General features: G+C 71.8%; 15 protein-coding genes and 1 pseudogene. 10 read left to right on the top strand and 6 right to left on the bottom strand.

Going from position 1 to position 11,889, the window contains the following annotated elements; genetic code table 11:
• Positions 1 to 128, bottom strand: a pseudogene (locus tag H6G99_RS14245) (photosystem II D2 protein (photosystem q(a) protein)); the annotation flags it as partial.
• 153 nt (positions 129 to 281) lie between these two features.
• Here H6G99_RS14245 and H6G99_RS14240 point away from each other — a divergent pair.
• Both H6G99_RS14240 and H6G99_RS14235 read left to right on the top strand, forming a co-directional pair.
• The gene (locus H6G99_RS14240) at positions 282 to 848 is read left to right on the top strand and encodes a photosystem I assembly protein Ycf4 (protein WP_094583926.1); all 567 of its coding nucleotides are present in this window, start codon (positions 282 to 284) and stop codon (positions 846 to 848) included.
• A gap of 2 nt (positions 849 to 850) precedes the next feature.
• A complete protein-coding gene (locus tag H6G99_RS14235; protein WP_190612158.1) occupies positions 851 to 1,582 on the top strand; it encodes a peptidylprolyl isomerase in 732 nt (243 codons plus the stop codon).
• Between the two features lie 28 nt (positions 1,583 to 1,610).
• On the opposite strand, the gene ilvN is transcribed toward H6G99_RS14235, so the two are convergent.
• Positions 1,611 to 2,141 (bottom strand): acetolactate synthase small subunit, encoded by a 531-nt coding sequence (gene ilvN / locus H6G99_RS14230; protein ID WP_190612157.1) that lies wholly within the window; start codon positions 2,139 to 2,141, stop codon positions 1,611 to 1,613.
• 88 nt (positions 2,142 to 2,229) lie between these two features.
• Entirely contained in the window at positions 2,230 to 3,189 is a 960-nt protein-coding gene (locus H6G99_RS14225; RefSeq protein WP_190612156.1) for an alpha/beta fold hydrolase, read from the bottom strand.
• Positions 3,190 to 3,214: 25 nt separating this feature from the next.
• On the opposite strand from H6G99_RS14225, the gene H6G99_RS14220 reads away from it, so the two are divergent.
• The 4 genes from H6G99_RS14220 (at position 3,215) to H6G99_RS14205 (ending at position 5,803) form a co-directional block, all read left to right on the top strand.
• Entirely contained in the window at positions 3,215 to 4,381 is a 1,167-nt protein-coding gene (locus H6G99_RS14220) for a N2,N2-dimethylguanosine tRNA methyltransferase (RefSeq protein ID WP_353617254.1), read from the top strand.
• A gap of 26 nt (positions 4,382 to 4,407) precedes the next feature.
• Positions 4,408 to 4,506 (top strand): cytochrome b6-f complex subunit PetM, encoded by a 99-nt coding sequence (petM, locus tag H6G99_RS14215; protein WP_015108796.1) that lies wholly within the window; start codon positions 4,408 to 4,410, stop codon positions 4,504 to 4,506.
• A 64-nt stretch (positions 4,507 to 4,570) separates the two neighbouring features.
• Positions 4,571 to 5,533, top strand: coding sequence for an NAD(P)H-binding protein (locus H6G99_RS14210; RefSeq protein ID WP_190612155.1), 963 nt, complete (start codon positions 4,571 to 4,573; stop codon positions 5,531 to 5,533).
• A 51-nt stretch (positions 5,534 to 5,584) separates the two neighbouring features.
• On the top strand, positions 5,585 to 5,803 hold the full coding sequence (locus tag H6G99_RS14205; protein ID WP_094583931.1) for a DUF8669 family protein: 219 nt from the start codon (positions 5,585 to 5,587) through the stop codon (positions 5,801 to 5,803).
• On the opposite strand, the gene H6G99_RS14200 is transcribed toward H6G99_RS14205, so the two are convergent.
• Positions 5,772 to 6,392 (bottom strand): pseudouridine synthase, encoded by a 621-nt coding sequence (locus H6G99_RS14200; RefSeq protein WP_190612154.1) that lies wholly within the window; start codon positions 6,390 to 6,392, stop codon positions 5,772 to 5,774. The two genes, H6G99_RS14205 and H6G99_RS14200, sit on opposite strands and share 32 nt — an antisense overlap.
• A 257-nt stretch (positions 6,393 to 6,649) precedes the next feature.
• On the opposite strand from H6G99_RS14200, the gene infA reads away from it, so the two are divergent.
• Positions 6,650 to 6,919 carry a translation initiation factor IF-1 gene (gene infA, locus H6G99_RS14195; protein ID WP_015108791.1) on the top strand — a complete coding sequence of 90 codons (270 nt, stop codon included), beginning with the start codon at positions 6,650 to 6,652 and terminating at the stop codon, positions 6,917 to 6,919.
• A gap of 63 nt (positions 6,920 to 6,982) precedes the next feature.
• On the opposite strand, the gene H6G99_RS14190 is transcribed toward infA, so the two are convergent.
• Both H6G99_RS14190 and H6G99_RS14185 read right to left on the bottom strand, forming a co-directional pair.
• Entirely contained in the window at positions 6,983 to 7,273 is a 291-nt protein-coding gene (locus H6G99_RS14190) for a DUF8673 family protein (RefSeq protein WP_094583933.1), read from the bottom strand.
• A gap of 139 nt (positions 7,274 to 7,412) precedes the next feature.
• Positions 7,413 to 8,894 (bottom strand): DEAD/DEAH box helicase, encoded by a 1,482-nt coding sequence (locus H6G99_RS14185; protein WP_190612153.1) that lies wholly within the window; start codon positions 8,892 to 8,894, stop codon positions 7,413 to 7,415.
• Positions 8,895 to 9,010: 116 nt separating this feature from the next.
• Here H6G99_RS14185 and H6G99_RS14180 point away from each other — a divergent pair, with 116 nt between their 5' ends.
• Genes H6G99_RS14180 through H6G99_RS14170 form a run of 3 tightly spaced genes read left to right on the top strand, consistent with a single transcriptional unit; the run spans position 9,011 to position 11,885 of the window.
• Positions 9,011 to 10,168 (top strand): NAD(P) transhydrogenase subunit alpha, encoded by a 1,158-nt coding sequence (locus H6G99_RS14180; RefSeq protein ID WP_199297209.1) that lies wholly within the window; start codon positions 9,011 to 9,013, stop codon positions 10,166 to 10,168.
• Positions 10,165 to 10,458 (top strand): NAD(P) transhydrogenase subunit alpha part 2, encoded by a 294-nt coding sequence (locus H6G99_RS14175; protein WP_015108787.1) that lies wholly within the window; start codon positions 10,165 to 10,167, stop codon positions 10,456 to 10,458. Before H6G99_RS14180 ends, H6G99_RS14175 begins: the two co-directional genes overlap by 4 nt.
• Positions 10,455 to 11,885: an NAD(P)(+) transhydrogenase (Re/Si-specific) subunit beta gene (locus H6G99_RS14170; protein WP_190612152.1), complete on the top strand. Its 1,431-nt coding sequence runs from the start codon at positions 10,455 to 10,457 to the stop codon at positions 11,883 to 11,885. The genes H6G99_RS14175 and H6G99_RS14170 overlap by 4 nt, the downstream gene beginning before the upstream one ends.
• Positions 11,886 to 11,889: the final 4 nt, after the last annotated feature.

Here is an 11,889-nt window from a genome sequence, read left to right as displayed (position 1 = left end):
AGATAGGCCGTGGGGAACAGCAGCAGACCGGACCACCCCACGAAAACGAAGCGGTCGCGCTTGAGCCAGTCGTCGAGGACGTCGAACCATCCACGCGTGGCCGGTGCACGCCCTAGGGCGATCGTCATGGGTGAAAGCGGTGCGGATGACCCGCAGGGCTGTGGGTTACCGGGGGATGGTAACAACGTTGATCCGCCTCCCGCGCCGGGCGACATGGGCTGAAACTGACGCCTCCGGCACGCTTCGCGGCAGGATGGCGGCCCATCGCCCCCTCTGACCGCATGGCTTCGCCCGGCGTCGCTTCCCCTTCGGCCGACGAGCAGGTGCTGGAGCAGCCGGTGCTCGGCTCCCGGCGTCTCTCCAACCTGCTGGTGGCTGCGGCCGTGACCATCGGTGGCATCGGCTTCGTGCTCACCAGCGCCTCCAGCCGGTTCGGCCGTGACCTGCTGCCCATCGGCCACCCGGCTGCCCTGGTCTGGGTTCCGCAGGGGCTGGTGATGGGGCTGTACGGCGTGGCGGCGCTGCTGCTGGCCACCTACCTGTGGCTCGTGATCAGCATCGATGTGGGCTCTGGCCTCAACCGTTTCGATCGGAAGGCCGGCGAGGCTCGCATCAGCCGCCGCGGCTTCCGCCAGCTGATCGAGGTGGTGATCCCCCTGCGGGAGATCCAGGCGGTGAAGGTGGAGGTGCGGGACGGCCTCAGTCCCCAGCGACGCCTGGCCCTGCGGGTGCAGGGCCGAAGGGACATGCCCCTGACCCGGGTGGGTGAGCCGATGCCCCTGGCGGATCTGGAGCTGGCCGGTGCCCGCCTGGCCCGTTTCCTGGGCGTCCCCCTGGAGGGCATCTGACGATGGGGTCCGCCACGAAAGCCGCCGGCCTCGGCTGGCGCCTGCTGCTTCTGGTGCTGCTGGGCCTGACGCCCCTCGGCCTGGCGGCCTGCGCCGCCGACACCGGCAACCGACCCATGGGCTGCGAAGCGGCCACCACCCCCTGCCTCAAGGGCACGGCCGTGGTGGCGATGGAGACCAGCAAGGGGCCGGTGGAGCTGACCCTCAATGGGGCGGCGGCCCCGCTCACGGCCGGAAACTTCGTTGATCTCGTCCGCCGCGGGGTCTACAACGGCACGGTTTTCCACCGGGTGGTGAAGGAGCCGGTCCCGTTCGTGGTCCAGGGCGGTGACCCCAGCAGCGCCGATCCCAAGGTGCCCGCCAGCGACTACGGCTCGGGCGGCTTCGTCGACCCAGCCAGTGGCGAGTCCCGGCGCATTCCCCTGGAGCTCAAGCTCGACGGCGAGCAGGAACCCCGCTACGGGGAGGAGATCACCTCACCGACCGTCACCCGCCAGCTGGCCCTCAGCCACGAGCGCGGCGCCGTGGCCATGGCCCGCTCGAACGATCCCAATTCGGCCAGCGCCCAGTTCTACGTGGCCCTGCAGGCCTTGCCCGAGCTGGACGGCCGCTACGCGGTGTTCGGCCGGGTCAGCAAGGGGATGGACGTGATCGACCGGATCCAGCAGGGGGACAAGCTGATCAGGGCCCGGGTGATCGAAGGCGGCACCCTGGTCCAGAACAAGAAGCCCTGAGCTCGCCTGCGGCGGAACCGGCCTGCCCTCAGGCCGGGACCCGCTTGTCGGAGACGGTGGCCTTGAGCAGCTCGGTGTTCACCCCCGAGGCCCGCTCCAGGGCCACCTTGCCCGTGCGGGCGATCTCGAGGATGCCGTAGGTCTCGAGCAGGCGCTCCAGAGCCACCAGCTTGCCCGGATCCCCCACCACCTCGAGGGTGAGGGCATCGTCGGCCACATCCACCACCTTGGCCCGGAACACCTGCACCAGATCGAAGATGGCGCCGCGTTTCTCGGCCGGTGCCGCCACCTTCAGCAGCATCAGCTCCCGCTCCACGGCGGGAATGGTGGAGAGGTCAATGACGCCGAGCACGTTGATCAGCTTGTTGAGCTGCTTGGTCATCTGCTCGAGGGTGCGGTCGTCCCCTTCCACCACCATCGTCAGCCGGGACATGCCGCGGTGCTCGGCCGGCCCCACCGCCAGGCTCTCGATGTTGAAGCCCCGCCGGGCGAACAGACCGGAGATGCGGCTGAGGGCCCCCGATTCGTCTTCCACCAGCACCGAGAGGGTGTGCTTCATGTCGGGGTCGGGAGCGGAGTGCTGCGGGGGACCGGAACGGCGACCGGAATGGTCCTCCCAAAACTACGCGCCGGGGTGAGCCCTGGAGTCAGCCGTTCCCCAGGCGTTCCAGCCACGGCAGCACCGCGCCGTGGAAGGCGTCGGGGGTCTCGTCGTGGGGACAGTGGCCGCACTGGGCGATCACGTGCAGGACGAGGTCGCTGCGCAGGCCGAGGCATTGCCGGGCCACCTCCACAGGCACCAGCCGGTCCTGGCCCCCCCAGATCAGCAGGGTGGGCCGCCCCGGCCGCTGCAGCAGCGAGACGGCCGTGGCCCGATGCGGCCGCAGGGCCATGCCGATGCTCATCGCCCGCAGGGCCCGCACCGCGCCGGGCCGCCTGGCGGGGCGGGCGATCACCCGCCGCAGCTCCTGGTCACCGATCACCGGGTGGTGGTAGGCCGACTGGATGCCCAGGTCGAGCAGCGGGGAATGGGCCAGCAGGGGCACCGCCAGCTCCAGGGGAAGCAGCCGCAGCAGCAGCTGGATTCCCCGCCGCTTCAGGCGCCGCCGCCAGGGCCGGCGCCGGGGCGGGCGCCGCTGGGCCATCAGCAGGCTGGGGTCGGGGAGGGGGGCCGCCACCACGGCCCTCACCCAGGTGGGGGAGAACACGCTGCAGGTGAGGGCCACCAGGCCGCCGAGGGAGTGGCCCACCAGCACCGCCGGCCCGCCGACCACCTCCGCCAGGAACGCCTGCACCTGGCGGGACCAGAGGCGGTTGTCGAGGGCCTGATGGCGGTGCGTCCCCGGCTGGCTGGAGGCGCCGAAGCCGATCAAGTCGAGCCCGTAGACGCACCACCCCGCCGCCGCCAGGGCACCGGCATTGCGGCGCCAGTGGCCGCTGCCGGCCCCGAAACCGTGCAGCAGCACCACGGCCGGCCGCCCGCTGTCCCCAAGGCGGCGCCAGTGGCAGCCGTGGCCCTTCCAGGTCCAGAGGGCGTGCTCCCCCCAGTCGGCCCCCTCCGGCGCCGGGCCCTCCCCGGAGGCAGGCTGGGGGTCGGCGGACGACACCGATGGCTGCGGCAAGGATCCGGACGTGAGCGGACCTGATCACTATTGCGAAGGGGCGGCCGTGCTGGAGACCGGTGACGGATTCTTCCGGCCCGCCTCCCGGCCGGCCAGGGACTTCGGCGTGCTGCTGGTCCGGAGCCTGGCCGCCGGGGCGGCGGGCGGGCCCGTGCGGGTGCTCGACGGCATGGCGGGCTGCGGCATCCGGGCCCTCCGCTATGGCCTCGAAGGGGGCGCCACGGCGGTGTGGGCCAACGACGCCGACCCCGACCGGCTGCCGCTGCTGGAGCGGAATCTCGCCGGCCTGCCGGCGGCGGTGGAAAGGCAGGTGGGTGCCGCCACGGCCCAGCAGCTGCTGGCGGGCTGCCTGGTTGCGGGGCGCCGCTTCGAGCTGGTGGATCTGGACGCCTTCGGCTGTCCCGCCGCCCTGGTTCCCCTGGCCCTGGAGGCGGTGGCCTTCGGCGGGGTGCTCTACCTGGCCAGCACCGATGGACGTTCGGCCACGGGCCACGACCGCCAGGCCGCCCTGCGCCGTTTCGGTGCCGCCGCCCGGGCCCACCCCGCCAGCTGGGAGATCGCCCTGCGCCTGCAGCTGGGGCTGCTGGCCCGCAGCGCCTGGGCGATGGGCCGCGGCATCACCCCCCTGCTCAGCTTCAGTGAAGGACGGGCCTTCCGCACCGCCCTGCGGCTGGAACGCCACCCCGCCCGCGGCGAGGAGGGGCAGCTGGGCCTGGTGGCCCACTGCCACGGCTGCGGGGACCAGCAGGTGCAGAGCCTGGGGCGGCTGGGGCGGTGGCGGCCCTGCGGCTGTCCCGGGGCGCCATCCGGTGAGGTCCCGCCCCTGGCGGTGAGCGGCCCCCTCTGGATCGGCCCCCTGCAGGATCCCGCCACGCTCACGACCATGCTCCAGGAGGCCGAGGCCGGCGGCGCCCACCTCGACCGCCCTGGCCGGCGGCTGCTGGAGCGGCTTCGGGCCGATCCGGCCTTCACGCCCCGCTGCTGGCCCGTGGATGCCATTGCCCGCCGGCTGGGCCAGGGGCCCCCGCCGCTGGCCGATCTGGTGGCGGCACTGTCGGCGCAGGGGTTCGCCACCGCCGCCAGCGGCGTGATGGCCGCCCAGCTGCGCAGTGAGGCCCCCTGGCCGGTGATCGTGGCCACGGCCCGGGGCCTGGTGGCCGCGACGGCTGCTAGATAGGTACCCCGTTCCCCCTTGTCCGGGCCATGGCCTCTGAAATCTTCGGCACCGCCGCCATCTTCTGGGTGCTGATCCCCGTTGGCCTGGCGGGCGGCGCCCTGCTGCTCAAGCTCCTGAACGACTGAAGTCCCGGATCGCGCCGGCGCCGGACGCACCACTAGGCTCAGCCCGCTTCCTTTGCTGGGGTCCATGAAGGTTCTTGTCATCGGCGGAACAGGAACCCTCGGTCGCCAGATCGCCCGTCGCGCCCTTGACGCGGGCCATGTCGTGCGCTGCGTGGTGCGATCGCCGCGCAAGGCCGCCTTTCTCCAGGAATGGGGCTGCGACCTCACCCGCGGTGACCTGCTGGAGCCCGACAGCCTCGATTACGCCCTCGAGGGCCAGGAGGCGGTGATCGACGCCGCCACGGCCCGGGCCACCGACGGCGGCAGTGCCTACGACATCGACTGGGCCGGCAAGCAGAACCTGTTCGCGGCCTGTGGCCGGGCCGGTCTGCGCCGGCTGGTGTTCGTCTCCCTGCTCGATGCGGCCCGCCACCGCAGCGTGCCGCTCATGGACATCAAGGCCTGCACGGAGGACTGGCTCGAGGCCTCCGACCTCGACTACACGATCCTGCGCTGCGTCGCCTTCATGCAGGGCCTGATCAGCCAGTTCGCCATCCCGGTGCTGGAGAGCCAGACCGTCTGGGTGAGCGGGGCCCCGACCCCGATCGCCTACATGAACACCCAGGATGTGGCGCGCTTCGCCGTGGCCGCCCTGGAGCGTCCGGAGACGGTCCGGCAGGCGTTCCCCGTCGTCGGTCCCCGGGCCTGGACCACCGGGGAGATCACCCAGCTCTGCGAGCGCTACAGCGGCCGCGAGGCCCGGGTGTTCCGGGTACCACCGGTTCTGCTGCAGCTGATGCAGGCGATCACGGGATTCTTCGAAGCCAGCCTGAACGTGGCCGAGCGCCTCGCCTTCGCCGAGGTGGTGGGGGGAGGCGAGCCCCTCACCGCGCCGATGGAGGCCAGCTATGCCGCCTTCGGCCTCGATGCGGCCGAGACCACCCGCCTGGAGGACTACCTCAAGGAGTACTACGACACGATCCTGCGGCGCCTGCGGGAGATGGAGTCGGACCTCGACAAGGAAGCCAAGAAGAAGCTGCCGTTCTGAGCAGCCCGGCCCGCCAGTTCGTGTGTACTATTGCAGCGTTTGGCGGCGGCCATGGCGATTTCCCAGATCAAGAACCTGCAGCGGCGTCTGGCCAACCTGGAGGAGGAGGCGATCGCAGAACTGACGCGCGCCTGCGGCCATGAGCTCTGGGCCTCCCTGGGCTTCGATGCCTTCGACACCCTCGAGGATCCCGACCGCCGTGCCCGGGCGAACTACTACTACGGCCAGCTGCAGACCGTCAGGGAGCTGAAGGACGCCCTGACGGTCTGAGCAGCGCCCCCAGCCGTTGCCGCTCCCCGGGGCTCACCTCCCGCCAGGCCCCAGGGGCCAGCCCGGCCAGATCCAGCGGCGGGCCCCCATCCATCAGGTCGATCGCCGTGCGCAGCAGGCGCAGGGTGGGCAGGCCCACCGCCGCGGTCATGCGCCGCACCTGCCGGTTGCGCCCCTCCCTCAGCTCCACCTCCAGCCAGGCCGTCGGCACCCGCAGGCGGTGCCGGATCGGCGGATCCCTCTCCGGCAGAGTTGGGTCCTCCACCGCCCTGGCCCGGGCCGGCAGGGTGCGGCGTCCCTTCACCATCACCCCCCGGCGGAGGCTGTCGAGGGCCGCTTCGGTGATGATTCCCTCCACCTGCACCAGATAGCGGCGCCAGTGACCCCAGGCCGGATCGGTGAGCCTGGCCTGGAGACGGCCATCGTCGGTGAGTACCAGCAGTCCCTCGCTGTCCGCATCCAGCCGGCCGGCGGCGTAGACGCCGGGGCGATCGATGTGGTCCGCCAGACTTCCCCAGGCGCTGCCGGGTTCGGGCCGGAACTGGCTGAGCACCCCGTAGGGCTTGTGGAAGAGCAGGGTGGTGCTCACCGCCTCCGCAGTCAGGAGCTTTCCCTGGCCCGCCAGAGGTTGACCACGCCGATCGAGATCAGCAGCAGGCCCAGATCCATCGCGATGGGGGGAAGGATCATGGGAGCTGGAGGCGGGCGGCGGGCCGACCCTATCGCTCCGCACCCGGCCTGCGTGTGGCGGGGGGGCGACCCGGCGTCGGGGCTGGCGCCGGGAGGTGGGTCACGCTAGGCGCCTAAGCTGGTGGACTGTTGTTGTCCTTACGCCAGCCTTCCCGCATGATCGAAACGTCCGGTGTGATCGAAAAGGAGCAGGGCAACGGGTTCTACCTCGTCACCCTTGAGCAGCCTGCCGGTCACCAGTGTCTCTGCCGGGCGGCGGGCAAGCTCACCAAGTTCCGCATCAAGCTTCTGGCCGGCGACAAGGTGCTGGTCGAGATCAGCCCCTACGACCTGACCCGGGGGCGCATCACCTACCGGGAACGCAATGCCGGCGCCACCGGCCCCCGGCCCGGCGGCAACCGCCCGGGCGGTCCCCGGCGCCGCTGAGCCCGGCCCGGCCAGCCAGATCCCCGCCCCCAGAACTTCGGAGACGTTCAATCTCCGGAGACCTCAGATCTCCAGCAGTCCGTCGGTTTCCGGTCGGCGATCCAGGTGCAGGTCCCTGGGCACCATCAGCACGTTGGCCTGCAGCAGTTCGGGGTGGTCCTCAAGGGTGAGGAGCCACTCACGGAATTCCTCGTTGATGGCGTAGCTGTCCTCGAACAGCTCACGGCCGTCCAGGGCGGCCCTGCGGGCCAGGGCCCAGCAGACGGCCACGGTCACACGTCGATGCACGGCCGCATCGAGGGGGGTATCGGAAAAACCGTCGTGATCGCTGGCGTCGTCTCTTGGCCTGTCCATCGGGGTGATCTCGGTGGATGTCCTGTGGTGCCCACGTTGGCGGCTGGTGGGCGCAACGACGGTGTTGGTTGTCACATCGTTGCAGGAAAAGCGCCTGCAACAAGCCAATCAAAGCCAAAAATTAAGCCGATGGGCGACTTCAGGCTGACCGGCGCCCGATGTTCGGCAGCACGGGGCCGCTGACGCTGATCATCCGCCCGGCGTCGTCCGCCAGGGCCTGCAGAGGCAGGCGCTCGCCACTGCCCGGTGAGCTGCCCCCGGCGGCGGCCGTCTCCGGCGGGCGCGGGCGGATCACGTAGGGCTCGCTCACGGTCCAGCCCCGGGCGTAGCCGATCAGCAGCGGATCGGCCGGTGCGAACACGTAGGACGGTCGCCGTGGGATGGATTCCTGACCGGAGCGATCCCCGTCCATGCGCACGGCCCTGGTGATCGCCTGCACGAAGCGGCTGCGGGTGACCACGGTGGTGAGGTAGGCCACCACCCGCAGCCGCGGGGCGTCGAAACCTTCGGCGCACATGTCGATGCTCACCAGCCAGTCGGCGTCACCGGCCTGGAAGGCCGCCAGGTGGCGGGCGGCCTCCGGATCCTGGGAGTGCACCAGGTGCACCCGGTCCCCCTCCTGGGCCAGCAGGTCGGCGATGGCGCCGGCGTGGCCGATGTCGCGGGCCACCACCAGCCCGCCCGCCCCCGGATGCTCCAGCCGCACCCGCTCCAGGCGGCGGCGGGCCTGGAGCAGCAGCCGCAGGGCGATCCCGCCCCGATCCCCCGGCCGGATGGCCCGACGCAGGTTGCGGGCCCGCCAGCTCTCCCGCTGCTCTGCCGACAGGGGGGAGGTCTCGCGCTCGCGGCCATCCTCCGGACGCCCGTGTTCCACCCAGCCGTCCTGGAAGCGGAATTCCAGGGGTCGCACGTCACCGGCGGCGATCAGGGCCCGGGGCTCGACGCAGAGGTCCGGGATGATCCGCTCGGCCGGCCCGTCCTGGTCGTGCATCCGGATCCGGCGGGCGGCACAGAAGCCCAGGTTGTCGGCGCGGAAGGGGGTGCCGGTCAGCCCCAGCCGCAGCTGGGCGCCGCCGCTGAGGCTGCCGAAGGCATGGCCCCAGGCCGTGGCCTCCGGTTCCAGGGGATCGACGCCCAGGTGATGCACCTCGTCGGCGATCGCCAGCCAGGGCCGGCCCGCCAGCAGGTCGCCCAGCTCCTGCTCCAGGCGCAGGCGGTGCAGGGCCGCCGCCTGGTAGCTGAGCAGCAGGCCCTGGCCGGCCGGTGACGGGGGGGCTCCCCCCGGGGCGTCCCATTCCCGCAGGTCCAGGCCGAGGCGGGCGGCGGCGTTGACCCACTGGCGGCCGATGGCGCTGCGGTGGCAGAAGACCACGAACCGCTCCAGCCGCCCTTCCCGCTGCAGCTGCCGGAAGGCGAGCAGGGCCCCCAGGGTCTTGCCGGCACCGGGACCGGCGTGGAGGAGCACGTCCTGGCCGCCGGGGCTCGCCGCCACCAGCCGGGCCCGGAGCAGCTGGATCAGGCGCCGCTGCCAGGCCCGCGGTTCGGGGCCGCCGGCCGCCGGCGAGGTGCCGGGAGCCCCGGCCTGGCGGCGCAGACCCAGATCGAAGGACGGTGGCGCCATCCATCGATTCTGCTGGGCCGTCCAGGGCCGGGTGGGCGTGTCCGCACATTGGCTGACGGTTGCTTGCCGTCAGCGGCGGGTCTGTCTATCGCGGAAGAAGTGTGGGTGGCCTCGCGTTGGTCAAATTGCTGATTCCCAGGGAGACGGCTCCCGGTGAGCGGAGGGTCGCCGCGACCCCCGAAACGGTCAGGCGGCTGGTGGCCAAGGGGGCGACCCTGCAGGTGGAGCGGGGGGCGGGCCAGGCGGCCGGCTTCCTCGACGCCGACTACGCCGCCGTGGGTGCCGACCTGTGGGACGGGGAGGCCAGGGACTGGGAGATGGCCGACGCCGTGCTCTGTGTCCAGCCCCCGCGTCCGGAGGCGCTGGCCCGCCTCCAGGCCGGGGCCCTGCTGGTGGGGCTGCTGGCCCCCTACGGCGCCACGGCCCTGGTCGACACCCTCAACGACCGGCGGGCCTCCGCCATCGCCCTCGAGCTGCTGCCCCGGATCACCCGGGCCCAGTCGATGGATGTGCTCTCCTCCCAGGCCAACATCGCCGGCTACAAGGCGGTGCTGCTGGCGGCGGCGGCCCTCGATCGCTACGTGCCGATGCTGATGACGGCGGCGGGCACGATCCAGCCCTCCCGGGTGCTGATCCTGGGGGCCGGCGTCGCCGGCCTGCAGGCCCTGGCCACCGCCCGCCGCCTCGGGGGCGTGGTCTACGTCTCGGACGTGCGGCCGGCGGTGAAGGAGCAGGTGGAATCCCTCGGCGGGCGCTTCATCGACCCACCCGAACTGGAGGAGGCCCCGGCCGAGGTGGGGGGCTACGCCCGCCAGGCCAGCGAGGCCTTCCTGGCGGCCCAGCGCCAGCAGCTGGCCGACCAGCTGGCCCTGGCCGACATGGTCATCTGCACGGCCCTGGTGCCCGGCCGGCCGGCGCCGCGCCTGATCAGCGAGGCGATGCTCGACGGCATGCGGCCAGGCGCGGTGGTGGTCGATCTGGCCGTGGCCCAGGGCGGTAACTGCTTCGGCACGATCCCAGGGGCCACGGTGGAGCGCCGGGGCGTGCTGCTGATCGGGGCCGACGGCCTGCCCAGCACCGTCCCCAACCACGCCAGCGCCCTTTACGCCCGCAACATCGCCGCCCTCATCGAGCACGTGCTCGGGGAGGACGGCTTCCGGCTGGATCCGGAGGATCCGATCCTCGACGGCTGCCTCTTCACCCACGCCGGTGTCTGCCGCCGGGACGACATCGTCCAGCCCGCCGGCCTGTCCCCCATCGGAGCCCGTTCATGAGCCTTCTGACGCAGTCCCTCTGGGTGCTCCTGCTGGGCAGCCTGCTGGGGCTGGAACTGATCGGCAAGGTGCCACCCACCCTGCACACCCCGCTGATGTCGGGGGCCAACGCCATCAGCGGCATCACCGTGCTGGCCTCCCTCACCCTCATCCAGCAGGCCGGGGACAACACGGCCCTGCTGGTGATCGGAGCCCTCTCCCTGGGCTTCGCCCTCTACAACGTGATCGGCGGCTTCCTCGTCACCGATCGCATGCTCGCCATGTTCCGCCGCAAGGGCGACAGCCGATGACTTTCTCCATGGATGCTTTCGCCGCCGGCATCGACCTGGCGGCCGTTCTCCTGCTCGCCCTCGGCATCAAGGGTCTCTCGAAGGTGAGCTCGGCGCGCGGGGCCAACGGCCTGGCCGCCCTGGCCATGGGGCTGGCCGTGGTCGGCCTGCTGATCCAGATCCGCCCCGATCCGATCGCCTGGCTCTGGATCGCCGCGGGCAGTGCCGCCGGAGGCCTGGCCGGTCTGATCACCGCCCGCCGGGTGCCGATGACCGCCATGCCGGAAACGGTGGCCCTGTTCAACGGCTGCGGCGGCATGGCCTCCCTGCTGGTGGCCATGGGCGTGGCCATCTTCGACACCGGTGACGCCGACATCGTCGCCCTGGTGTCGATCGCCGTGTCCGTGTTCGTCGGTGCCATCACCTTCAGCGGCTCGATCGTGGCCATGGCCAAGCTCCAGGGCTGGCTGGACACCCCCGGCTGGACCCAGAGCCGCCTGCGCCACGGCGTCAACATCTCCCTGGCGGTGCTCTGCCTGGTCTCGGCCCTGCTGCTGCCCGGCGATCCCGGCGGCCTGCCCCTTTGGCTGCTGATCGGCGGCTCCACCCTGCTGGGCATCGGCGTCACCCTGCCCATCGGCGGGGCCGACATGCCCGTGGTCATCTCCCTGCTCAACTCCTATTCCGGGGTGGCGGCGGCGGCGGCCGGTTTCGTGGTGGGCAGCCAGCTGCTGATCGTGGCCGGCGCCATGGTGGGGGCGGCGGGCCTGATCCTCACCCAGGTGATGTGCACCGCCATGAACCGCTCCCTGGTGTCGGTGCTCTTCGGCGGTGCCCTCGGGGCCAGCGCCGGGGCCGTTGGCGGCGGCGGCAGCGAGGCGGGCTACACCCGCATCACCAGCTGCAGCGCCGAGGAATGCGCCATGGCCCTGGAGCAGGCCGAGCGGGTGGTGTTCGTGCCGGGCTATGGCCTGGCCGTGGCCCAGGCCCAGCATTCCCTGCGGGAGCTGGCCAAGCTGCTTGAGAGCCATGGGGTGGAGGTGAGCTACGCCATCCATCCGGTGGCGGGACGCATGCCCGGCCACATGAACGTGCTGCTGGCCGAGGCCGACGTGCCCTACGAGCAGCTGCTGGAGATGGATCTGGTCAACCCCGAGTTCCCGCGCACCGACGTGGTGATCGTGCTGGGGGCCAACGACGTGGTGAATCCCCAGGCCAAGAACGACCCCACCAGCCCCCTGTACGGCATGCCCGTGCTGGAGGTGGACCAGGCCCGCCAGGTGTTCGTGGTCAAGCGCAGCCTCGGTGCGGGCTATGCGGGCATCAACAACGCCCTGTTCGAGATGCCCCAGACCGCCATGGTGTTCGGGGATGCCAAGGCGGTGCTCAACGGCCTGCTCAGCGAGCTCCGCTCCATGGGCGTGGGCAAGGTGAAGGTGGCGGCCTGAGGGT

Source organism: Synechococcus sp. FACHB-909 (assembly GCF_014698945.1).
Classification (GTDB): domain Bacteria; phylum Cyanobacteriota; class Cyanobacteriia; order PCC-6307; family Cyanobiaceae; genus Cyanobium.
The sequence above is the reverse complement of the archived record's forward strand: the minus strand, read 5'-3'. Positions and strand labels throughout refer to the sequence as shown.